The organism is Epilithonimonas lactis (assembly GCF_900110605.1).
In the GTDB taxonomy this organism is placed as follows: domain Bacteria; phylum Bacteroidota; class Bacteroidia; order Flavobacteriales; family Weeksellaceae; genus Epilithonimonas; species Epilithonimonas lactis.
In genome coordinates this window covers 174,209-198,967 of sequence record NZ_FOFI01000003.1, presented here as the reverse complement: position 1 = coordinate 198,967, position 24,759 = coordinate 174,209, and the positions used below count along the sequence as shown (strand labels likewise).

The window sequence follows — 24,759 nt, the reverse complement described above, 5'->3', positions numbered from 1 at the left end:
ATGGAAAAACAAGAATTTACCATCACCTTATACACCGAAAATTCTGTAGGATTAATCGGCAGAATATCAGGAATTTTCTCACGCAGAAAAATCAATATCGAGAGTTTGAACACGTCGCCTTCCGAGGTGGATGGCATTCACAGGTTTACGATTGTCATTAATGAAAATGATGAGGTCGTAAGAAAACTTTGTCGACAACTCGAGAAGCAGATTGACATTATGAAAGCTTATTTCAACACAGACGACGAGATTGTCTGGCAGGAACAGGCGCTTTACAAAGTTCCGGCAAGTGTGGTGACAGAAAAGGTTTACGTCGAAAGATTGCTTCGTCAATACGGCGCATCTACAGTTGTGATTCGTCAGGATTACATCGTCTTCGAAACTGCAGGACATCGTGAAGAAATCGACCGATTAACTGAAGAACTCAACAAGTATGGACTCATCGAATTTGTACGAGGCGCAAGAATCGCCATCATCAAAAACAGCAAAGGAATCCACGATAAAGTCCTCGAATTTGAAAAAAGAGAACCTTCCGCCGAAATCGTAGAAAATGAATTCCTGGACAAACGAGACGACGTCTTCACAATGTAGTTTCAAAGAAAAATTTAAAATTAAAAAAATATTAATCCTAAAAAGTAGTACAGTAATTCTCACTACATAGTACATCGTACTTTTTACATTTTACAAAAAAAATATGGCAAATTATTTCAATACCTTATCACTCAGAGACCAATTGCATCAGTTAGGACAGGCAGATTTTATGGACAGTTCAGAGTTTTCTGATGGCGTTTCTGCTTTGAAAGGAAAGAAAATCGTAGTTGTAGGATGTGGCGCTCAAGGCCTCAATCAAGGTCTGAATCTTCGTGACAGCGGACTGGATGTTTCTTACACATTGCGTCAGGAAGCCATCGACCAGAAGAGAGATTCGTGGAAAAATGCAACCGACAATAACTTCAAAGTCGGCACTTACGAAGAACTGATTCCGACAGCAGATTTGGTCATCAATCTGACGCCCGACAAACAACATACTTCCGTGATTAATGCCGTTCAGCCTTTGATGAAGCAAGGTGCGACTTTATCGTATTCCCACGGATTCAACATCGTGGAAGAAGGAATGCAAATCCGTAAAGATATTACGGTAATTATGGTCGCTCCAAAATGCCCAGGTTCCGAAGTTCGTGCCGAATATCTGCGTGGTTTCGGCGTTCCAACCTTGATTGCCGTTCATCCCGAAAATGACCCGCAAGACAAAGGCTGGGCAGAGGCAAAAGCTTATTGCGTAGGAACTGGCGGTCACAAAGCCGGCGTTTTGAAATCATCTTTTGTAGCTGAGGTGAAGTCCGATTTGATGGGCGAACAAACCATTTTGTGCGGACTTTTACAAACGGGCTCTATCCTTTCGTTCGACAAAATGGTGGAGAAAGGAATCGACGCAGGTTACGCATCCAAATTGGTTCAATACGGCGTCGAGGTTATCACAGAAGCCCTGAAACACGGCGGTGTCAGCGGAATGTTGGACCGACTTTCCAATCCTGCCAAACTGAAAGCCTTCGAATTGTCCGAGGAATTGAAAGACATTATGCGTCCGCTTTTCCAAAAACATCAGGACGATATCATCTCCGGCGAGTTCTCCAAAACAATGATGGAAGACTGGGCAAACGGCGACAAAAACCTCCTGAAATGGCGTGCAGAAACAGGAGAAACTGCTTTCGAAAAAACACCTGCCGGCGATGTGAAAATCGATGAACAGGACTATTTTGACAACTATCTTTTGATGTCAGCTTTCATCAGAGCCGGCGTGGAACTGGCGTTCGAAACGATGGTTGAAGCCGGCATCAAACCGGAATCCGCTTATTACGAATCGCTTCACGAAACGCCTTTGATTGCCAACACTATTGCCAGAAAAAAACTCTTCGAGATGAATCGCGTGATTTCCGACACCGCAGAGTACGGCTGTTACCTTTTCGACCAGGCTTGCAAACCTTTGCTGGCGGATTTTATGAAATCAGTGGACACAGATTTGGTCGGAAATGACTTTAACGAAGGGAAAAATACATCGGTTGACAACGCGCAATTGGTTCACGTCAACGATATTTTGAGAAATCATCCCGTTGAGGTTGTCGGCAAAAAATTACGTCAGGCAATGACGGCGATGAAGTCTATCAAAACAGTTTAAATTAGGAGCTAATCCCGCTTTCCACTATATCTTTTTCTTTTCCGTTGCCTGAGCGTAGCCGAAGTTAACGGAAAAGAAAAAGGATGCCGTTGCAATCGGGGCTATGGGATTTGTCATAAAAATAAAGTTTGTTCTAAATTCAAACTGACTATTAAAATCTTTGATGAGTTTTACGCCTTTGTGAACCTTAAAATATTTTCAATAAAAATAAAAAAAAATCTTTGCGCCCTTTGTGTTCAAAATTAATCCAAAAATAATGTCAACCCCAATCATCCAAATTTCAAATCTAAACTTTCAGTACGGCAACCAAGTCGTACTGAAAGATTTTGACTGGGAAATATCTTCCGGCGAATGTTGGATGCTTGGCGGTCTGAGTGGAAGCGGAAAAACAACTTTAGCCAAAATCATTTCCGGCGAAATCAAAAATTTCGAAGGAAAAGTTAAGGTCAGTTTTGATGAAACTTCAAAGTTGGCAAGGAAAATTCTGTACGTTTCCAACTGGTTTCAGTTCAGCAATCTGGAAGGTGACCGCAATTTTTACTATCAACAACGTTATAATCAATCTGCTAAAAATGATACATTAACTGTTTTTGCGGAACTCAATCATTTCGCAAAAGAAGAAAATCTGGATTTTAAAATTTTAGAATCACACTTAGAATCTTTTGGATTTGAAAATTTCAAAAATCAACAACTGATAGAACTTTCCAGCGGTGAGCATAAAAAATTACAATTGTTAAAGGCGCTTTGGTTAAAACCTCAGGTTCTGATTATCGACCAACCTTACACAGGTTTGGATGTGAAATCAAGACAGTTCTTGAATCAGGCGTTTGATGATTTAATTCAAGAAAATGTCACACTGATTTTTATTAATAATGATGACGAATATCCCGAAAATGTTCAATATTTTGTTGAGATAGAAAATGGAAAATTAGTTCACAGAAATTCGCCAAAAGACTTTTCTAAAGGCAAGGAAAGAACATCAAAATCACTTCCTTTTTTTCTTCAAAACAATAATGAAAGTCAGAGAGAAAACTTAATCAAATTAGAAAATGTCAATATTTCCTACGGCGAAAAACAAGTCCTGAAAAACATCGATTGGGAAGTGAATTCCGGCGAACAGTGGCTGTTGCAAGGTCAGAATGGTTCAGGAAAATCTACATTATTAAGTTTACTGAATGGCGACCATCCGCAGGCTTATGCTAATGAAATTCATCTTTTCGGACAGAAGCGGGGAAGTGGAGAAAGTATTTGGGATATTAAACAAAAAATCGGAATGATTTCGCCCGAGTTGCACTGGTATTTCGATATGAATGCGAACGTCGGACAAACCATTGCTTCTGGTTTTTTCGATTCGATGAGTTTGTATCAGAAATTGAGTTTTGACCAACAGCAACAATTGGAACAGATTCTCTATTTCTTCGATTTGAAGACCGATAAAAATAAGAAGTTAAATACGTTACCACTCGGAAAACAACGCTTGGCTTTACTCGCAAGAACATTGATTAAAAAGCCAAAACTTCTGATTCTGGATGAGCCTTGTCAGGGAATGGATAATGAACAGACGAAATATTTCAATCAGGTGATTGATGATTTGGCAAGTCAGGGACAATCGTTGATTTACGTCGGACATTTTGAATCACAATTGCCAAAAAAACTCAGCCACAAACTCGTTCTGGAAAACGGAACCACAAAAATTAAAACCAAAATCAAAGAATCTATAAATATAAATGAAGATGAACGAAACGCTCATATTTCCAACGCTGGAAGCGGTAAAAGAAGCCCGGAAAAGTATTGAAAATGTTGTGAACTACACGCCTTTGCAATATAATGCGAGATTGTCAGAAAAATTTGGAGCAAATATTTTCCTTAAAAGAGAAGATTTGCAACCTGTGAGGTCGTACAAATTGCGAGGTGCTTATAACAAAATCAAAACGCTGTTCAACGAAGGCAAAGTTTCTCAAGGCATTGTCTGCGCCAGTGCGGGAAATCACGCGCAAGGTGTGGCTTTTTCCTGCAAGCAACTTCAAATCAAAGGAACGATTTTTATGCCGGTCACCACACCGAAACAGAAGCTTGAACAGGTCGAAATGTTTGGCGGCAATTACGCTGAAATCAGATTGGTTGGCGATACTTTTGATGCTTCAAAAACTGCAGCTTTTGAATTTGCAGAAACTTCGGGAGCCGCTTTCATTCATCCATTTGATGACGTTCAGATTATTGAAGGTCAGGCGACTTTGGCTTTGGAAATTTTGGAACAGCAAAAAGAGAATATCGATTTCATCTTCATTCCAATTGGAGGCGGCGGTTTGGCTTCAGGAATATCAACGGTCTTCAAGGAACTTTCAAAAGAAACTCAGTTGATTGGAGTAGAACCAAAAGGTGCACCTTCAATGAGATTATCCATCGAAAACAACATCAATACAGAATTATCGGAAGTTGATAGTTTTGTCGATGGTGCGGCTGTGAAAAGGGTTGGTGATTTGACTTTTGAGATTTGTAAAACTGCACTGGAAGATTGTATTTCTGTGGATGAAGGCAAGATTTGTGAAACGATTTTGCAACTATATAATAAAGATGCGATTGTTCTGGAACCGGCCGGAGCCCTTTCTATCTCGGCTTTGGAACAATATAGAAATCAAATCAAAGGGAAAAATGTGGTTTGCATCGTAAGCGGAAGCAACAACGACATTACGAGAATGGAGGAAATCAAAGAGCGCGCTTTGCTGTACAATGGTTTAAAGCATTATTTTATGGTCAAATTCCCACAACGTCCTGGTTCTTTGAAAGATTTTGTCCTCAATGTCCTCGGCTCAAATGACGACATCACGCACTTCGAATATACCAAGAAAAACTCACGGGAAACCGCATTGGCTATCGTCGGAATCGAGCTTTCCAATCCTTTAGATTTTGACGGCTTAAAACAAAGGATGCAAGAACTCGGTTATTTTGAATCGTACCTTAATGATAATCCTGACGTCCTTAATATGTTGATTTAATTTTAAAAAAAAGAAAACTCCGGCAATGGTCGGAGTTTTCCGTTCTTATCGTACATCAATGCGCAAGGATTTTGAAAGCTGGAAATTTGTGTCAATAAAAAAGTCTAACAAATTAAATCATTAAAAAAATGAAAACAGTTTATCATAAATCAGACAGCAGAGGACACGCAGACCACGGTTGGTTGAAAAGCAAACACACCTTCAGTTTTGCAGGTTATCAAAATCCGGAAAGAATGAACTTCGGCGTCCTTCGCGTTTTGAATGACGATTTTGTTCAAGGCGGAATGGGATTCGGAAGACATCCGCACCGCGATATGGAGATCATCTCCATTCCTCTGGAAGGCGAGTTGCGTCACGGTGACAATATGGGCAATTCTGGGATCATCAAAAATGGCGACATCCAGGTAATGTCTGCAGGAACGGGAATTATGCACAGCGAAGAAAATGCAACGGAACAACCTGTGAAGTTTCTTCAGATCTGGATCATCCCAAACAAAACCGACGTCACACCGAGATATGACCAAGTGAGCATCGAAGAAAATTCTGTTAAGAATGACTTTCAGCAGATATTATCACCCAATGCAGATGACGCAGGCGTTTGGATCCATCAAGATGCTTGGTTCAATTTGGCAAAGTTTGACAATGGTTTTTCCAAAGAATATAAGATCAACAGATCTGGAAACGGCGTTTACGCTTTTGTCATCAAAGGTTCAGCAAAAATTGGAGGTCAGGTTTTGAATGAGAGAGACGGATTCGGAATTTGGGACACAGAAAGTTTTGTCTTGGAAGCCATCAAGGATTCAGAAGTTTTATTGATGGAAGTTCCGATGCAATTGCCAGAGTAATCCAAACTTTATATTTTTTTAAGAAAAATACCTCGAACTCGGTATAAGATTTGTCCTCAAAAAATCTTAAATTTGACACTTTAAAAAGTTAAACTGAAACAAATGAGATTACTTATTGTTGGCAATGGTGGCCGTGCTTCGGCTTTAGCATTGAAGCTGAGTGAAGATAGCAAGATTACAAAAATGTTCTTTGCGCCCGGAAACGCCACTACCGAAAAATTAGGAGAAAATATCAACGAAACCGATATATTGGCATTGAGAGATTTTGCCATCAAAAACAAAGTCGATTTAACGATTGTTGGCCCAGAGGCACCTTTGGTAGAAGGGATTGTTGACGAATTCAAAAAAGTTGATCTCAAAGTTTTTGGTCCAACTAAGAAAGCTGCGTCATTGGAAGGAAGCAAGTCTTTCTCCAAGAAGTTTATGCAGACCTACGGCATCAAAACAGCGAAAGCCGTTATTTTTGACTCTTATGTAGAAGCCAAAGAATATTTGCAGACACAGGAATTTCCTATCGTGATCAAAGCAAGTGGACTTGCTGGTGGAAAAGGCGTTGTGATTGCTGAGGATTTGGAAGAAGCAGAAGGTACGATCCACGATTTTATGATCAAAAGGATCTTCGGAGATGCAGGGATCCAAGTGGTGATTGAGGAATTTCTTCAAGGTTTTGAAGCTTCAATCATCGGAGTTTCAAACGGTGAGGAGATATTCCCTTTCGTTTCAGCAAAAGATTATAAGAAAGCTGGAAACGGCGACAAAGGGCCAAACACTGGCGGAATGGGTTCTGTGGCACCAAGCCCGGAATTTACAGACGCTCACAATCAGGATTTCATCCAGAATATTATGAATCCAACCGTGGAAGGTCTTAAAAAAGAAGGCCTTAACTTCAAAGGATTTATCTTTTTCGGATTGATGATCACCAAAAACGGAACTTACCTTTTGGAGTACAATATGAGATTGGGCGATCCGGAAACGCAGGTGCTTTTGCCACTTTTGGAAAACAATTTGGTAGATGTCATCGAGGATTGTCTTAATGGAAAAGAATTGGATCTGAAGTTCAAAGACAAAAAAGCAGTGTGCTTGGTCGTTTGCTCTGGCGGTTATCCAAAAAACCACGAGACAGGCTACGAGATCACAGGTGTAGAAAAAGTAAAGAACAGCAAAGTTCTCTATGCTGGCGCAGATTACAGAGGAAGCAGAGTGGTTTCCACAGGCGGACGAGTGTTGAACATCGTTGCTTTGGGCGACACCTATGACGAGGCACGCAAAAAAGTGTACGAAGACGCCGTTCCGGTTCAGTTCGACTACGCCTTTTACCGAGACGATATTGCGAAATTTTAAAATATAAAGAGATGTTGGGCAACTAACGTCTCTTTTTTTTAGGAGCTTGATCCCGCTTTCCACTATATCTTTTTTGCATTTGGTGACTGAGCGAAGTCGAAGCCTGAAGATGCAAAAAAGGATGCCGTTGCAATCGGGGCTATAGGTTTCTACAAAAATTGAAGTTTTGTTAATCAATAGAACATTTACAGATATTAAAATTATAGAATTATAATCAAAACATAATGTTGTCACACTGTAGCAATCTAACCAAAATTTGTTGAGACTTCTACAGAATGACAGGGTGAGTTAAAAGCTTTGATGAGTTTGTAGTTTATACTGAGCTTGTCGAAGTGTCCTTGCGAACCTTAAAAAGTTTTCAATAAGTTCAAAAAAATCTTGCGGACTTTGCGTTTAAAAAAACAAGAATTAACTTCACTATCAACTATCAACTATCAACTATCAACTATCAACCATCAACCATCAACCATAAAAAGATGCCCTGGAATCCGGAAACATACGACCAATTCAAAACAGAACGCTCAGCGCCCTTTTTTGACCTTTTGAATCTCGTAGATTCAAAACCGAATTTGTCTGTCATCGATCTAGGTTGCGGAACAGGCGAACTGACTTCGGGGATTTTTGGTTATCTGGAGAATCCAAACATTACTGGAATCGATTCTTCAGCCGAGATGTTGGCAAAGGCAGAAAAACATTCCACAGAAAATCTACATTTCTTTCAAAGAAGCGTCGAAGAACAGTTGGAGTTGGATGAGAAATTTGATCTCATCATCGCCAACGCCAGTTTGCAATGGTGCACAGAACATCAGCAACTTTTTCCAAACCTCATTTCAAAACTAAATCAAGACGGACAATTGGCAGTTCAGGTACCTTCCAATCATAATTTTATCGTACATCAATTGCTATCGAAAGTAGCAGAAATGGAACCGTATAAAAAAGAATTCAAAGCTTGGGTCAGAGAATATCCAGTTTTGAATATTGATGAGTACGCCAAGATTTTATATGACAACCACGGAAATGACATCAATGTGTTTGAGAAAGTCTATCCACACGTGATGGAAAATTCAGATGCCGTTTTCGAATGGGCTTCCGGAACAGCCATCATTCCTTTTTTAGAAAAATTACCAGAAGAATTGAGAGAAAACTACAAAGCGGATTACAAGGCAGAACTTAAAAAAGTGTTTCCAGGTTCGCCGGTTTTCTATCCATTCAAAAGAACAGTTATTTACGCAAAATTTTAAAAATATTACAACAACTATATGCACAACGGAATTATCATTTTAGACTTCGGTTCCCAATACAATCAACTCATCGGAAGAAGGATCCGTGAGATGGAAGTCTATTCAGAAATATTACCTTTCAACACGCCATTGTCAGAGATCTTGGAGAAAAAACCAAGAGGAATCATCCTTTCTGGCGGACCAAGTTCTGTGAATGCAGAGAACGCCCATTTGGTAGAAAAAGAGATTTACGAACAAGGAATTCCCGTTCTTGGAATCTGCTACGGAATGCAATTGACCGCACATCTTTTGGGTGGAAAAGTAGCTAAAGGCGAGAAAGGCGAGTATGGAAAAGCACATTTGGAAATCGTAAAAGAAAATGATCTACTGAAAGGTGTTTACCAAAATTCCATCGTTTGGATGAGCCACTTCGATGAGGTTTCCCAATTGCCAGCAGGTTTTGAACTCAATGCAAAATCTGGCGTTATTGCTTCGATTTCTAATCCTGAAAAGAAAATATATGGTGTTCAATTTCACCCTGAAGTTTCTCATTCTGAGGAAGGTGGAAAGATGATCGAGAATTTCGTTTTCGAAATTTGTAAAGCGGATAAGAACTGGAAACTGACCAATTACATTGAAAAAACGGTTGCAGAAATCAAGGAAAAAGTTGGCGACAACAAAGTGATTTTAGGACTTTCCGGAGGTGTGGATTCTTCTGTTGCTGCCGTTCTAATTCATAAAGCCATCGGTGACCAACTGAATTGCATTTTCGTCGACACTGGACTTTTGAGAAAAGACGAAGACAAAAAAGTAATGGAAAATTACGGTAAGCATTTCCATATGAATATCAAATTGGTAGAAGCTTCCGAAAGATTCTTATCCAAATTGGCTGGCGTTGGAGATCCGGAACAAAAAAGAAAGATCATCGGCAACGAGTTCGTTCACGTTTTCGACGAAGAATCCAAAAAAATTGAAGGTGCAAAATTCTTAGCACAAGGCACAATCTATCCAGATGTCATAGAATCTCAGTCTGTCAAAGGACCTTCAGCGGTGATCAAATCGCATCACAACGTTGGCGGATTGCCAGAAGAAATGGAATTTGAATTGTTGGAACCTTTGAGAGAATTGTTCAAAGACGAAGTGAGAAAAGTAGGAGAGGAATTAGGCATTCCACACGAATTGGTTTACAGACATCCATTTCCAGGTCCAGGTTTGGGAATCCGAGTTTTGGGTGAAGTGGATGCAGAAAAAGTAAGAATTTTACAAGAAGCAGACGATATTTTCATCGAGGAATTGTACAAAAATGACCTTTACGAAAAAGTGTCTCAAGCGTTCGTTGTTTTGCTTCCGGTAAAATCTGTAGGCGTAATGGGCGACGAGAGAACTTACGAATACACAGCAGTCGTTCGTTCTGCAAACACCATCGACTTTATGACTGCAACTTGGAGCAGATTGCCTTATGAGTTTTTGGACACAGTTTCCAGCAGGATCATCAACGAAGTTCGTGGAATCAACCGAGTAGCTTACGACATCAGTTCAAAACCACCTGCGACGATCGAGTGGGAGTAAATTCTATTAATAAATATCAAAACCAGTAATTATTTACTGGTTTTTTGTTTGTGGTAATATTATATTTGACCTTTAAAATTATTATTGATGAATGAAAGTAATCAGGAATCCCAAATCCATCCAAATTATAAAAAAGCAGCAGATTTAATTTATCTCTCGGGAGCACTTGGAATTGGAAATGTAATTTGGATGTATGATACTTTAGACAATGGACTGAAGATATTTACAGCTTTAATTTCTGTCGGTTTCGTTTTTGGAATTGGTTATCTTGTTAGCAAAGGAACGGAATGGATTAAGTTTTTACTTGCGGTAATTTTATTTTTGGGAATCGTGGGAATTCCGTTTGTTATTCAAAATTTGGAAAACAATACTGTGGTCGGAATCATTAATATTTTACAGACAGTTTTGCAGATTTGGGCATTGATTTTATTATTCAAAATTCCAAAAAAGAGAAATCTATAGATTAATTCCCCACAAACAAATCTTCATATTTCTCAACAAATCTTTTCTTCAATCTCTGCTTGGATTTTTTCACCGCTTCGATTGTAATTCCGAGTAATGATGAGATCTCTTGGTTGGACAATCCCAATTTCATCAATGTGATGATCCGCAGATTCGATTCTGTGAGATTCGGAAAGTCATTCACCAAAGTTTCAAAATAGACTGGATATTCCTGCTGGAAAACCTCCTTGAATTTTCGCCAGTTGTCGTCCGTCATCAGATGGGAATCCAATAGTTTTTGCAACTGCTGTTTTTCCTTTTCGATAGAAAGATAGGAGGCGGATCTTTGGGTTTTGGAGAGTTCATTGTTGAGCTTTTCGATCTGCTCATTTTTTTCGTAGAGATAAGTGCTGTAGGATGATAGCGTGTTGCTGGTCTCGGATAGTTTTTGTTCAGATTGCACCTTTTCCAATTGCAGTCGAAGAACCGTTTTGTCATATTTGTCCTGACTTGTTTTGAGTTGCTTTTTGTGGAAAATGATGAGTAAGATTATAAGGCAAAACAAGAGAATGGAGATCACGATCACCGCTTTGCTTTTGAATTGTTCTTTTTCAAATTGAGCGTTTGCAAGACTCAGTTTGCTCGCGTAACGTTCCTTTTGGGCGCGGATGTTACTACGTTCCAGATTTTTTTTGCTGTCACTATTGATGAGTTGTTCGTCTAGGAACTTGAGTTTTCTTAAGGCTAATAACTCTTTTTGAGGATTGTTTTCGCGTTGCGCAATTTTCAGTTTCAGTTCTTCGATTTCAAAAACATCTTTTTTTAGATTGGGTTTTGATTCAGCAAATTTCTGAGCTTCAGTCAACAATACTTTTGCTTCATTGATCTGATCTTTGTCAATAAGGATTTTACTTAATAATATTCTGGCGTAATTGGTATTGTAATGACTTTGAAATTTTTCTGAGATCGCAAGGTCTTGTTTTAAAAACTCAATGGCTCTCTCAAGATTTCCTGTTTTATATTCCAACAAGCCCATATTTCCTAAAACCTTTGCATAGCGGATCTGGTCATTGATCGATCTAGAGATTTTGTCTGCTTGGGATAAATATTTCCTTGCATCTTCAAATTGATCGAGTTCTAAATAATAAAACCCAATATTGTCTATGATTGCGGCCAGTTCTTTGGAATTAGGATCTGCAAATTGCTGTGCCATTTTGAGATAGTCGATGGCTTCGGTAGTGTCGCCAATTGTTCCCATAAAGAAACCTATTTTTTTGAAACAGTCACTTGGTAGCACGATAGAATGATGGTCTGTGTCCCTGATCCTGTTGTCCGCATCCAGATAGACCTGTAGCGCTTCTGATGTTTTTTTATAATCATACAGGTAGAAAGCATAATTGACCAATACCCAGATTTCCAATCCTGGCTTAACATTAGACTTTGCGATTTCTAGCGATTTTGAAAAGTAACGGTTACTGCTGGTATTCAGAGCTTCATTGGCAGAGGCAAAACCACTGGCGAGGAGATTGTAGTAAATCACGTGCAAATCCTTGTCAGATGATTTGAGGAGTGGCGATAGGAAAGCTTTTAGAGCAAGCGTGTCCTTTCCAAAATTTTTGTTTTGAAGAATGACAGATTCTAGTTTTCTCTTTGAATCTAGGTTATTTTTGATGACAATTTGCTGCGAAAATAGATTTTCGAAGATTAGAAATAGCAATAAGAAAAAATAGATGTGTTTCAAATAATGATTTATGCTAATGCAATCTACAAAATTTCAAGCATTTTTTATTTAGAATTAAAATGATAAGTTGTCTTTTTTTATAAGAGTATGTTTAGTAATGTTTTGGTAATCAGTGGAGTTTATTTGTATTGCTAATTTGTCCATCCAATGTCCACTCTTATTATTTGTGTATATTCTGATGAATCTATAGTTTTGAAAAGACAATAACCATCAGAGCTTCATCTTTGTCCCAAAACACAGAACTGAATTTCCCGAAGCCAAAAAAAGACCTATTCATGTTTTGAATAGGTCTTTGTTCTTCATTGTGAAAGATGTGCTTATCTCTTTCTCACATTCTCCAGAATATCTGGGAAGTAAGTGTCAGACAAATGCTCAAACTCATCACCTCGCATGAACATTGAGGCATCAACTTGGTCATAAGTTTCTCTTCCTGCGGCTGCTATCAACTCATTGCAAGTGTGCAAGGTATTTTTATGGAATTGATAAACACGTTCCGTTTTATCATTGGTATCAAGGCCTTTGATCAGCATTTTGTCCTGCGTTGCCACGCCCGTCGGACAAGTGTTGGTATTGCATCGCAAAGCTTGGATGCAGCCAAGTGAGAACATAAAACCTCTGGCATTATTACAAAGGTCAGCACCCATTGCCACAGCTCTCAGAATGTCAAGTGACGTCAAAACTTTTCCGCTGGCGATGATCCTCAATTTATCTCGTACTTCATAATTGATCAACGTTCTGTTGACAAAGATCAAAGCAGGTTCTAGAGGCATTCCCACACCGTCTGAGAATTCTGGCGGCGCGGCACCTGTTCCGCCTTCTGCACCGTCAACAGTAATAAAATCTGGAAAGATGTTCAGAATGTTCATTTGTTCACAGATATCTTCGAACTCCTGTGTATCGCCAATACAAAGTTTGAAGCCTGTCGGTTTTCCGCCAGACAGATCTCGAAGTTGCTGTACAAATTTCAGCAAACCTTCAGCATTTGAAAATGCACTGTGTGACGGTGGCGAAAGAATCGTGATGCCAGGTTTTACGTGACGTATTTTCGCAATCTCAGGCGTATTTTTCACGCCTGGTAAAACACCACCGTGACCTGGTTTTGCGCCTTGTGATAATTTGATCTCGATCATTTTGACGTTCTCAAGATTCGCATATTTGGTGAACAGTTCCGGATTGAAATTTCCTTCATCATCTCGGCAGCCAAAATAGCCTGTACCGATCTGCCAGCAAAGGTCACCACCTTCCAGGTGATGTGGTGAAATGCCACCTTCGCCTGTGTTGTGATAGAAATTTCCTTTTTTCGCCCCACGGTTCAAAGCTTGCTGAGCACGGTCACTCAATGCTCCGAAACTCATCGCAGAAATATTGAAAAGCGAAGCGTTGTAAGGCTGTTTGCAATCTTGTCCACCAATGGTCACTCTCGGTAATTCTTCTTTCGGATGCTTTGCGTAGATGGAATGTTTTATGCCTTCGTATTTCCTGTGATTGATTTCCAGCTGTGTCCCGAATGGTACAGTGTCACCTACATTTTTAGAGCGTCTGTACGCCGCAGATCTTTGATGTCGAGGAAAAGGTTTTCCGTCCGTTTCTCTTTCAATAAAGTACTGTTGGATCTCAGGCGATATTTCTTCAAAGATGTATCGGAAATAGCCTAAAACAGGGAAGTTTCTTAGAATGGCGTGTTTTGTTTGGTACGTGTTGTAAATTCCAAGGATGTATAAAAAAGTCAGCAGTATTGGGATCCAATAATGGGCTTTAATCAAAAGAGCTGTAGTCCATGTGACAATTAATAGGACGATTCCCCAGAAAATGAATTTATTCCTCATAATAAATTTTTGAGTTTTTAATTTGGTCTTAAATATAAAACCATTCCAAAGATAAAATTTGAAATGGTTTTGATGATTTAAATGTAGTGAAATCTTATTGGATTTGCTTCACATTGATGTAATAATTCTTGTTGACTTCCACTGGTTTGTCAGATTTCAAAGTGATGGTCTGCGGTTGTTCGGTTGGTGTCAATTCCTGTCCGTCCGTCAGGCGTATTGGTAATTTCAGTCCAGGGATCACGTTGGTCCATTTGTAGGTCAGTTGATTTCCGGTTTGTTTGTATTCCAAAGTCGGGATTTTGATCGTTCTCAAATATTGGGTGAAAATAGTTGAAAGGTCAATTCCGGATTTGTCAGAGAAATATTTTTCAATTTGTTCCGTAGTCACTGTTTGGTGATAAAAATCTTTATTAAGTCCTCTCAGGATCTGACGGAATTTCTCATCATTATTGATGATCTGACGGATTGTGTGGATCATATTCGCACCTTTTGGATACATATCGCCACTGCCTTCGTTTCTGATGCCGTAAGTTCCGATGATCGGCTTGTCGTTGGAAATCACTTTTCGAACACCTTGAATATAGGTTTCCGCAGAAGCCTTATCCATAAATTTCTCTACAAAAAGTGGCTCAGAATACATGGTGAAACTTTCGTGGATCCACATGTCGGCCTGATCTTTCGCCGTGATGTTGTTCGCAAACCACTCGTGCCCGGACTCGTGAACGATGATGTAGTCCCATTTTAGACCAACACCAGTTCCAGACAGGTCTCTTCCTAGATAACCATTCTGATATTGATTTCCGTACGCTACGTTGCTCTGATGCTCCATTCCAAGGTGTGGAGATTCTACCAATTTATAAGAATCTTCATAGAAAGGATAAGGTCCGAACCAATATTCGAAAGCCTTCATCATGGGTTTCACAATCTCAAATTGTTTTTTTGCCTTGTCCAGGTTGTAATCCAAAACCCAATAGTCAAGGTCCAGTTTTCCCTTTTCCCCGTCGAAGGTATCTTTGAAATTGACATATTTCCCGATAGATGGAATGATGGAGTAGTCGTTGATAGGATTCTTCACTTCCCAGGTCCAGGATTTCTTGTCGCCAATATTTTCTTGTTTAATTAATCTTCCGTTTGCAACACCTACAAGGTCTTTTGGTGTAATGATCTTGAAAGTGATCCCATTGTCCGGCTCATCACTCCAAATATCTTTGACAGGCAACCAGATGCTCGCACCGATGCCTTCATCTGCAGCTGTCATCCATGGATTTCCGTTTTTATCTGTGGTAAAGATCCATCCGCCGTCCCAAGGTGCGTGTTTCGCTATCAAAGGATTTCCTGAGTAATCAATGTCGATAGTGTAGGTTTCTCCTTTTTTAAAGTTCTTTTTGGTTGATAGGAAAATGAAATCGCCATCCACCTTTTGGCTAGAGATAGGAAAACTTGCGGTGATCTTGTCGGCTTTCATCGGCTTTTGAAGATCGATCTGGAAGGTAGGGTTTTTTACATCTTTCTCGATGGTCAGGCTGATCTTGTTGCTGCCTTTGATGCTTTTTGCCTGGAAATTGGGTTCAAGTACGATATCATATTTCTTGACATCCCAAAAATTTCGGAATTCTGTATTAGAACCTTTTAAAGTATCAATTTTTGTTGCTTTGGCATCTTCGAAAAACTGAGCTTGCGAAACGCCCGAAATAAGGATGGAAAGAAGTATTAACTTTTTCATTTTTAATTTTTTTTGAGGTCTAATAAGTGTTGACCTAAGTACTAAAAGTTACAATTAGAATGCATTTTCCAAATAGAAATGCTTGGTCTCCTCGATGATCTCATCAATTTGTTCAAGTGTCAATGCTTGAAGAAACTTAGTTTTAAATTCTTTGAAATGCGGAATTCCACGGAAGTAGTTGCTGTAATGCTGTCTCATTTCCACAATTCCAGGTCGTTCACCTTTCCACTCCACGGACCAAAGGGCGTGATTTTTCACAGCTTCCAGTCTTTCAGAGATTGTTGGTTCCGGTAAGATCTCGCCAGTTTCGAAGAAATGTTTCACCTCGTTGAAGATCCAAGGATAGCCGATCGCACCACGACCGATCATAATGCCGTCGCAGTTGTATTTGTTTTTATATTCCAAAGCTTTTTCCGGAGAATCGATGTCGCCGTTTCCAAAAATTGGAATTTCTATGTTTGGATTGTTTTTGATTCTGGAGATATGTTCCCAATCAGCCTCACCTTTGTACATCTGAGAACGCGTTCTGGCGTGGATGGTCAAAGCTTTGATGCCGACATCCTGTAATCTTTCGGCAACTTCATCAATGTTGATAGAATCTGTATCCCAACCCAATCTCGTTTTCACGGTCACAGGCAAATGGGTGGAATTCACGACAGCTTTTGTCAATCGAACCATTAGATCAATATCTTTTAAAACCCCTGCGCCAGCACCTTTGCAGACAACTTTTTTTACAGGACAGCCATAATTGATATCAACAATATCTGGTTCCACTGTCTCCACAATTCTTGCTGACATCGCCATTGCTTCCTCATCACCACCAAAGATTTGAATCCCGACAGGTCTTTCATAATCGAAGATATCCAGCTTTTTGCGGCTCTTTATCGCATCACGGATCAAGCCTTCGGAAGAGATGAATTCCGAATACATCAAATCTGCGCCGTACATTTTGCACAGTTTTCTGAAAGGTGGATCACTTACATCTTCCATCGGCGCCAGTAAAAGCGGAAAATCAGGAAGTTCTATGTTGCCAATTTTTACCATTCTGCAAAGATAATGATTCATTTTGGGACTAATTTAAAATGAATCTTAATTCCTTAATTAATAACTTTGTCATTATAATAGAAAACTATGAAAAAGGTAATGTTAATGATGATTTTTGCGATCTCATTGTCTTGTTCCAAAAACGAAAACTCAGGCAAAAAAGATGTTCTTGTTGAGGAAGAAGTGCCAGCACCAAAAGTGGTTGCAGACCCGATTGCAGAAGGGAAATCTTTGATAGAAGGTTCTGACTGTCTCGGCTGTCACAAAGTAAACGAAACCTTGATTGGTCCGTCTTATAAGGAAGTTGCAGCAAAATATGAGAACACGCCCGAAAATGTAGAACTGCTTGCAGATCAGATCATCAATGGAAGTTCTGGCGTTTGGGGAAATGTTCCAATGCCTGCGCACGGATTCAGCAAGGAAAATGCGAAATTTATGGCGCAATATATTTTATCTTTAAAGTAGAATTTGAAATCAAGAAAAAAAATTAAGGACAGTTTTCAGCTGTCTTTTTTTATGTCTCATTTCGAGATTTTGATTAACTTTAATAAAATTACATTTTATGAAAATTATTTTTAAATCGTTTCTTTTTGTTTCTGCCTCAATTTTCGCTCAGGAACATCAATACGATTATACTTTGTTCACAAACAGCCTGATGAAGGACAATTTCTTTTATGGAAATGTGGAATTTTCTGGAAATTCAGCCATAAAAAATCAGAATTCCAAATTGTTGGTGGATAAAAATGAATTCCATTCTCCGGGAAATTCTCTTTTGTTGGATTACAAAAATGCAAAAAACGGAAAGTGGGATGCATCGATAGAATATGAGGAAGTCAGAGGAAAAGATTTTTTTAACAAAGCTAATTTTCTAAGTTTTTGGATCAAGTCAGAAAAAAATGATGCCAATGTTTTACCAATTTTAAAACTTCAAAAAACCGACGGAACATTTTCGAAATCAATTAATATTAAATTGACTAAAAAGAATCGATGGGAACATATTCTAATCGATATTTCAAACCTTGATGCTTCTGTGAAAGATAATCCGAAATTGATAAAAGCGCTCGTTTTTTCTCAATCCGAAAATTCTGAATCAAATAATAAAATTTGGCTGGATGATATTGCCTTCATCGATTCAAAAGAAAAGAAAAGCATTTCTGAAACGCCTACGATTTCATCAGCTAAAGGCTATATGAAACACGTTGACCTGAAATGGAATCCACTAACAAATGACAATATCCGATATGTCAAAATCTACCGCTCCGAAAATGGTAAAGATTTCAAACCAGTCGGAATCCAAGATGCTTATATCGATAGATTTGCAGATTTCACTAACGAAACCGGAAAAAAATATGCCTACAAAATCAGTTTCCTCGACAGGTTTTTCAATGAATCAAAATTGTCAGAAGTTGTCTCGACTGAAACCAAAAATATGACCGATGAAGAACTGATGACGATGGTTCAGGAAGCCTCATTCAATTACTATTGGGACGGCGCAGAAACCGTAAGCGGACTGTCGAAAGAAAACACAAACGGAAGAGAAAATATGATTGCAACCGGCGCCTCTGGATTTGGTGTGATGGCTTTGATTGCAGGAACAGAACGTGGATTTATTTCAAGAAAAGAATCCGTGGAACGTTTTACAAAAATCGTCAACTTCATAGAGAAAGCCGACAAATACCACGGTGCGATTGCCCATTTCATCGACGGAAAAACCGGAAAGACAGAACCTTTTTTTGGAACTAAAGATAATGGAGCAGATTTGGTGGAAACCTCTTTCTTCGTTCAGGGATTATTGGTGGCGCATCAATATTTTAACAAAGACAACGCCGAGGAAAAAAACATCAGAACAAAAATCGACAAATTCTGGAAAGGCATCGAGTGGGATTGGTTCCGCCAAAAGCCCGACAGCAAATATCTATACTGGCACTGGTCGCCAGACCAAGGTTGGGTCATCAATCATAATCTGATTGGCTGGAATGAGACGATGGTGACTTACTTGATGGCTATTGCTTCTCCCACGCATTCTGTGCCTGCCAGTCTATATTATTCCGGCTGGGCAAGTCAGGGCAAAATTGCGCAGGATTATAGAAAAGATTGGGGAAATTCCAACGAAGGCGCAATGTACACCAACGGAAATTCCTACTACGGAATCAAGTTGGATGTTGGGGTCAACAATGGTGGGCCGTTGTTTTTTGTACATTATTCATTTATGGGCTACGACCCGCACGCTTTGACGGATAGATACACCAACTATTTCAAGAACAATCAGAACATTGCCAAAATTAATTATCTATATTGCGTCGAAAATCCGAAAAAACAAAAAGGTTACGGCAAAGATGGTTGGGGCTTGACCGCTTCCGACGGTCCAAAAGGCTACAATCCAGATGAACCAACCGAAAGAGAAGATACAGGAAAGTTGACACCAACCGGAGCAATCGCCTCTTTTCCGTACACACCAACCGAATCTATGGCGGTTTTAAAGAATTTCTACCTCAATTACGGCGATTTCCTTTGGGGCGAATATGGTTTCCGGGATTCGTTTGATTTGAACAACAATTGGTGTTCGCCTATATTTTTAGGACTCAATCAGGCGCCAATGACCGTGATGATAGAAAATCACAGAACTGGTCTGATTTGGAACCTATTTATGAGCCACCCAGATGTAAAAACCGGAATCCAAAAATTAGATAAAGAAAAATAATGACCGAAAAATCCAGCCTCCATCCCAGAAACATCCACCGCAATTCCTACGATTTCGAAGAATTGATTGTCTCCGTTCCAGAACTCAAACATTACGTTTTCAAAAATGATTACGATACTTTGACGATTAATTTTAGTCTTCCAAAAGCCGTGAAATTACTCAACAAAGCCTTACTTTTGAAATATTACAATGTCAAAAATTGGGATATTCCGGAAGGCAATCTTTGTCCGCCGATTCCTGGTCGTGCGGATTACGTTCATTATTTGGCGGATTTGTTAGCAGAAGAAAATGGCGAAATTCCAGCTGGAAATTCAGTGAAAGGTTTGGATATTGGAACGGGAGCCAATCTCGTTTATCCTTTGATTGCCAATAGTTCATACGGTTGGAAAATCTTGGGAACAGATATTAATAAAGATTCGTTGGAAAACGCTCAAAAAATTTTAGACAGCAATTCTGAATTATCAGAAAATATTCATTTGAAATTCCAACCAGATTCTAATTTTATCTTTAAAAATATATTGTCATCCGAAGACAAATTCGCATTCTCGATGTGCAATCCGCCTTTCCACGAATCCGCAGAAGACGCGATGCAAGGCAATCGCAGAAAAACTAAAAATCTCAGAAATAACAAAGTTCAAAAACCGATTCTCAATTTCGGCGGAAACCAATCCGAACTTTGGTGCGAAGGTGGCGAGGAAGCTTTCATCAAGAAAATGATAAACGAAAGTGTCCAGTTCAAGTCGCAGGTTTTGTGGTTCACAACATTGGTTTCCAAGAAAGACAATCTTCACCAGCTCACAACTTTGTTGAAAAACCTGAATGTCCCAGAATTCAAAACCATCGATATGGCGCAAGGTCAGAAAATCAGCCGGATTTTGGCTTGGACATTTGTCCCGAAAGACAGTAGGAAAGATTGGTTTTAGAATTATTTGGGCAGCTTTATCCGCCTTCCGTTCCCAATCTTTTTGCCATCGCATTTCCAGCCGCAAAAAAAGGATTTCCACTCAAGTCGGGCTGCAGATTCAACATATAATCGAAAGTTAAAATAAACTTCAAGATTTGTCATTTCGTGGGAAACCTAACGAAGTGGTTCGACGAAGTCAATCTTAGCGGTCTAGATTCCTATGGAATGACAAAATTTGTTATAAATCTTTGATGAGTTTTACGTCTTTGTGAACCTTAAAAATGTTTTCAATAATTTTAAAGAAAACTTAGCGGGCTTTGCGTTTAAATTCAGTTTTGAGTCAATCCAAAATTTAACTTCCATAAACATTTTAAAATCACTATTTTTGCAATTCCAAAAAATTGAATTAAAATGTCATTATCAGAACAGGAAATTATCCGTCGCGAAAAATTGCAAAAACTGACCGACCTGGGAATCGATGCGTTCCCGGCCGCTGAATACAAAATCACCGATTCCACGAAGTCTATAAAACAGGATTTCCAAGAAGGAAAAAAGGTGGTGATTGCTGGAAGGTTGATGTCCAGAAGAATTCAGGGAAAGGCGAGTTTTGCAGAATTGCAGGATTCCGAAGGCAAGATCCAGGTTTATTTTAACCGAGACGAGATCTGCACTGGTGAAGACAAAACTTTGTATAACGAGGTTTACAAGCATCTTCTTGACATCGGCGATATCATCGGCGTGGAAGGTGAATTGTTCAACACACAAGTTGGCGAGATGACCGTGAAGGTGACCAATTTTCAAATCTTGACCAAAACACTTCGTCCGCTTCCTCAGCCAAGAACTGATGAAAATGGAGTCGTGCACGATGCTTTCAACGATGCAGAATTACGTTACAGACAGCGTTACGTAGATTTAATTGTGAATCCAAACGTTAAAGAAACTTTCGTGAAGAGAACAAAAATGTACACCGCAATGCGTCAGTTTTTCAATGATGCTGGTTATATTGAAGTTGAAACTCCTGTTTTGCAGGCTATTCCAGGTGGAGCTGCGGCAAGACCTTTCATTACGCATCACAATGCTTTGGATATTCCTTTATATCTAAGAATTGCTAATGAATTATATCTGAAAAGACTGATTGTTGGAGGATTTGACGGTGTTTATGAATTCTCAAAAAACTTCAGGAATGAAGGGATGGACAGAACGCACAATCCGGAATTTACAGTAATGGAAATCTATGTTGCTTACAAAGATTATTACTGGATGATGGATTTCACTGAAAAAATGATAGAACATTGCGCAATTGCTGTAAACGGAACTACGAAAGCCAAATTTGGTGACCAGGAGATTGATTTCAAAGCGCCTTATGCAAGAGTTTCTATGACAGAAGCAATTCAAAAATATACAGGTTTTGATATCACTGGAAAGTCAGAGCAGGAATTGTTCGATTTTGCCAAATCTATCGGAATTGATGTTGATGAAACAATGGGTAAAGGAAAATTAATCGACGAAATTTTCGGAGAGAAATGTGAAGGAAACTTCATCCAGCCAACATTCATTACTGATTATCCTGTGGAAATGTCGCCTTTGACCAAAAAACACAGAACGCAGGAAGGTTTGACCGAGCGTTTCGAATTAATGGTTTGCGGTAAAGAGATTGCGAATGCTTATTCTGAGCTTAATGACCCAATTGACCAAAGAGAACGTTTTGAAGACCAATTGAAACTAGCTGAAAAAGGAGATGATGAAGCCGGGCAATTTATTGATGAAGATTTCTTGAGAGCTTTGGAATACGGAATGCCGCCAACATCTGGTATGGGAATTGGAATGGACAGATTGATCATGTTCCTGACCAATAATCCATCGATCCAGGAAGTTCTTTTCTTCCCCCAAATGAGACCAGAGAAAGTGGTTCCAAAAGTGGAGTTGGGAGAAGACGAAAAAGTGATTCTCGAGATTCTTAATTCTCAGGAAGAGCCTTTAGAGCTTAATGAAGTTAAAAACCGTTCTCAATTGTCCGGAAAGAAATGGGACAAGGCTTCAAAAACTTTAACTAAGAATAATTTGGTAAAAGTTGACAAAGTTGATGAGGTTTTGTGGATGAAATTAGTTTAGTAATTTAGTAAAAAAATCAAGATGCAATCAGCAAGACTTATTGTTAAAAATTTTGGACCTCTGAAAGATGTTGATATCGAGGTCAGGGATTTCCTATGTCTTATTGGCAAGCAAGCTACTGGTAAAAGTACTATTGCTAAATTAATTGCAATTTTTGAGGATGAAAATTTTAGAGAGAATGAAGATGTCTTGTTTGAAAAAGAGTTGGCAAAATATGGAATGAACAAGTTTTTGAATGAAAAAACTGTTATCTGTTTTTACAAAGGAATTGTAAAACAAAACAAAAATATTGGATATAATTTTCATTTTGAATATGAAAGTAAAAGTTATTATAAAATAAATTTCAGAAATTTATATAAAAAAAATATAGTCAAAGAATATACTAAAACTGGAAAAGTTGATAAGGAGAAGATTAAAGATTATGTAAAAGGTTTGATTATGATGGATCTCTTGGCTACTGGATTAACTCATCCTGATTTAGATGCTTTTTATGAAGCTATTGATACGAGCTTAAGTGCACCGATCACGGAAAGTGACATAGAAGATGTATTTAAAATTATTGAAGAAAGCTTTGAGGATAAAGGAGTTTATAAGTATTATGATTCTCAATATATTCCATCAGAAAGAAATTTTCTACATATCATAGCTGAAAACACCTTGGGTTTAATTAATAATGATGTTAAAATACCAAAACATCTTTTAGAAATTGGACAAGAGTATGAAAAAGCACTAAACGTTGTAAAGGAAATTCCTTTAAATTTAATAGATAAAAAATATAGTTATAAAAGAGAAGGTAAAACCTCTTATATATATCATAATAAAGAAGAAAAAACAGACTTACTTCAGTCCGCTTCGGGGCTTCAGAGTATTATACCTATTATTTTGCTGATAGAGTATGCAAATACTTTAAAAGAAAATTATTACTTCAATTATGTTGTGGAAGAGCCAGAGCTAAATATTTATCCGGAAACACAGTATGAACTAATTAAATATTTAGTCAAAAATATTTTTGATTTTAAAGTCAAGAATTATCAAAGAAAAAAAATGGTTATGACCACTCATAGTCCATATATCTTAGCATCAATTAATAATTTATTGCTAGCTTTCGAAAAAGGAAAAGAAAAACCAAATGAAGTTCATAAAATTATAAAAAGAGAATCTTGGATTAATCCCGAGTTTTTTAATGTGTATGAGTTGAGAAATGGAAAATCTTATAAAATTATGAATGATAGTCTGGGGCAGATAAAATCCAATATTATAGATAATGTGACTGACAAATTTTCAAATGAATTTGATAGACTATTAGCTTTATGATAGCTGAGTTTAATGATATATTTCCCTTGAAAGAGTTATGTTCTATAGAAATATCTGATAGACATAAATTTGCTTACGATGATGAGGTTTCAAAGAAAGGTGTTTTTGTAAGCGCTAATGAAATTTATCACATTCACATAGAAAATACTATCAATGAAAGTTATCATTTTGTCCAAAATGATAATTGTGTAATGTTAAGTGAGAAAAATGGACAATGTGACTTTGTTGTTTTCAATTCTAATAAAATTCATTTTGTAGAAATAAAAGCTACTAAAGAAAATAAAGCAAACCATAGAAAGAAAATATATAAACAGCTTGAAAATACTTTTAAATATTACAAAGAATTTTTAGAGAATTTTGAACGTAAAGAAGCTTTAGCAGTTTTTGAAAGTGTAAATCCAAGAGGTTATACCAAAAGAAAAGTTCCGCAGTCTAGTACGTCCGAAAAAAAAGTATTGTTCAAATTAAAATATAATATTGATCTTTTTGAAGGTAATTATATTTTGTTTGATTAAATTAAAGGCTTCAAAAACTTTAACTAAAAATAATTTGGTAAAAGTTGATAAGATTGATGAGGCTTTGTGGATGAAATTAATTTAATGATTTCTTTATAATATTAATGACCCTGCTTGTAAAAGTGGGGTTTTTTATTGATTTAATATCAATTTGATGATATGTATGTTGAATTAGCATTTTGTTAATTTCTACACCGTTTTTGTTTTCTGTTTTAATTTTTAGTTTTTTTAATTTCTACCACATAAAAGTTATAGGAATTTTATGATAAACTGAATTTTAAAATTTGTACC

Annotated in this window: 19 protein-coding genes; 15 read left to right on the top strand and 4 right to left on the bottom strand. The window is 38.1% G+C overall.

Annotated elements, in window-relative coordinates:
* The 9 genes from ilvN (at position 1) to BMW39_RS10490 (ending at position 10,609) form a co-directional block, all read left to right on the top strand.
* The gene (ilvN, locus tag BMW39_RS10530; RefSeq protein ID WP_034975193.1) at positions 1 to 591 is read left to right on the top strand and encodes an acetolactate synthase small subunit; all 591 of its coding nucleotides are present in this window, start codon (positions 1 to 3) and stop codon (positions 589 to 591) included.
* 103 nt (positions 592 to 694) lie between these two features.
* Positions 695 to 2,176, top strand: a complete 1,482-nt coding sequence (ilvC, locus tag BMW39_RS10525) for a ketol-acid reductoisomerase (RefSeq protein ID WP_034975191.1) — start codon at positions 695 to 697, stop codon at positions 2,174 to 2,176.
* Positions 2,177 to 2,432: 256 nt separating this feature from the next.
* On the top strand, positions 2,433 to 3,971 hold the full coding sequence (locus tag BMW39_RS10520) for an ATP-binding cassette domain-containing protein (protein ID WP_051879905.1): 1,539 nt from the start codon (positions 2,433 to 2,435) through the stop codon (positions 3,969 to 3,971).
* The gene (ilvA, locus tag BMW39_RS10515; protein WP_034975189.1) at positions 3,904 to 5,172 is read left to right on the top strand and encodes a threonine ammonia-lyase IlvA; all 1,269 of its coding nucleotides are present in this window, start codon (positions 3,904 to 3,906) and stop codon (positions 5,170 to 5,172) included. Before BMW39_RS10520 ends, ilvA begins: the two co-directional genes overlap by 68 nt.
* Before the next feature lie 128 nt (positions 5,173 to 5,300).
* Entirely contained in the window at positions 5,301 to 6,017 is a 717-nt protein-coding gene (locus BMW39_RS10510) for a pirin family protein (protein WP_034975187.1), read from the top strand.
* Positions 6,018 to 6,119: 102 nt separating this feature from the next.
* Positions 6,120 to 7,358, top strand: a complete 1,239-nt coding sequence (purD, locus tag BMW39_RS10505) for a phosphoribosylamine--glycine ligase (protein WP_034975185.1) — start codon at positions 6,120 to 6,122, stop codon at positions 7,356 to 7,358.
* A 476-nt stretch (positions 7,359 to 7,834) separates the two neighbouring features.
* Positions 7,835 to 8,599, top strand: coding sequence for a methyltransferase domain-containing protein (locus BMW39_RS10500; protein ID WP_034975183.1), 765 nt, complete (start codon positions 7,835 to 7,837; stop codon positions 8,597 to 8,599).
* Between the two features lie 18 nt (positions 8,600 to 8,617).
* The gene (gene guaA, locus BMW39_RS10495; RefSeq protein ID WP_034975181.1) at positions 8,618 to 10,147 is read left to right on the top strand and encodes a glutamine-hydrolyzing GMP synthase; all 1,530 of its coding nucleotides are present in this window, start codon (positions 8,618 to 8,620) and stop codon (positions 10,145 to 10,147) included.
* A gap of 87 nt (positions 10,148 to 10,234) precedes the next feature.
* Positions 10,235 to 10,609, top strand: a complete 375-nt coding sequence (locus tag BMW39_RS10490; RefSeq protein WP_034975178.1) for a hypothetical protein — start codon at positions 10,235 to 10,237, stop codon at positions 10,607 to 10,609.
* Position 10,610: 1 nt separating this feature from the next.
* On the opposite strand, the gene BMW39_RS10485 is transcribed toward BMW39_RS10490, so the two are convergent.
* The 4 genes from BMW39_RS10485 to dusB form a co-directional block, all read right to left on the bottom strand.
* Positions 10,611 to 12,329 carry a tetratricopeptide repeat protein gene (locus BMW39_RS10485; protein ID WP_051879904.1) on the bottom strand — a complete coding sequence of 573 codons (1,719 nt, stop codon included), beginning with the start codon at positions 12,327 to 12,329 and terminating at the stop codon, positions 10,611 to 10,613.
* Between the two features lie 317 nt (positions 12,330 to 12,646).
* A complete protein-coding gene (locus tag BMW39_RS10480) occupies positions 12,647 to 14,155 on the bottom strand; it encodes an FMN-binding glutamate synthase family protein (RefSeq protein ID WP_034975177.1) in 1,509 nt (502 codons plus the stop codon).
* 94 nt (positions 14,156 to 14,249) lie between these two features.
* On the bottom strand, positions 14,250 to 15,878 hold the full coding sequence (locus BMW39_RS10475) for a M1 family metallopeptidase (protein WP_034975176.1): 1,629 nt from the start codon (positions 15,876 to 15,878) through the stop codon (positions 14,250 to 14,252).
* Positions 15,879 to 15,932: 54 nt separating this feature from the next.
* On the bottom strand, positions 15,933 to 16,922 hold the full coding sequence (gene dusB / locus BMW39_RS10470; protein ID WP_034975174.1) for a tRNA dihydrouridine synthase DusB: 990 nt from the start codon (positions 16,920 to 16,922) through the stop codon (positions 15,933 to 15,935).
* Between the two features lie 87 nt (positions 16,923 to 17,009).
* On the opposite strand from dusB, the gene BMW39_RS10465 reads away from it, so the two are divergent.
* From BMW39_RS10465 to BMW39_RS10440, 6 genes are all read left to right on the top strand, one after another.
* On the top strand, positions 17,010 to 17,387 hold the full coding sequence (locus tag BMW39_RS10465) for a c-type cytochrome (RefSeq protein ID WP_034975172.1): 378 nt from the start codon (positions 17,010 to 17,012) through the stop codon (positions 17,385 to 17,387).
* Positions 17,388 to 17,484: 97 nt separating this feature from the next.
* Positions 17,485 to 19,623 (top strand): glucoamylase family protein, encoded by a 2,139-nt coding sequence (locus BMW39_RS19495; protein ID WP_034975170.1) that lies wholly within the window; start codon positions 17,485 to 17,487, stop codon positions 19,621 to 19,623.
* The gene (rlmF, locus tag BMW39_RS10455) at positions 19,623 to 20,546 is read left to right on the top strand and encodes a 23S rRNA (adenine(1618)-N(6))-methyltransferase RlmF (RefSeq protein WP_034975168.1); all 924 of its coding nucleotides are present in this window, start codon (positions 19,623 to 19,625) and stop codon (positions 20,544 to 20,546) included. The genes BMW39_RS19495 and rlmF overlap by 1 nt, the downstream gene beginning before the upstream one ends.
* Positions 20,547 to 20,938: 392 nt before the next feature.
* The gene (lysS, locus tag BMW39_RS10450; RefSeq protein WP_034975166.1) at positions 20,939 to 22,639 is read left to right on the top strand and encodes a lysine--tRNA ligase; all 1,701 of its coding nucleotides are present in this window, start codon (positions 20,939 to 20,941) and stop codon (positions 22,637 to 22,639) included.
* A gap of 21 nt (positions 22,640 to 22,660) precedes the next feature.
* The gene (locus tag BMW39_RS10445; protein WP_034975165.1) at positions 22,661 to 23,953 is read left to right on the top strand and encodes an AAA family ATPase; all 1,293 of its coding nucleotides are present in this window, start codon (positions 22,661 to 22,663) and stop codon (positions 23,951 to 23,953) included.
* Complete coding sequence (locus BMW39_RS10440) at positions 23,950 to 24,468, top strand: hypothetical protein (protein WP_034975164.1); 519 nt, start codon at positions 23,950 to 23,952, stop codon at positions 24,466 to 24,468. The genes BMW39_RS10445 and BMW39_RS10440 overlap by 4 nt, the downstream gene beginning before the upstream one ends.
* Positions 24,469 to 24,759 lie beyond the last annotated feature (291 nt).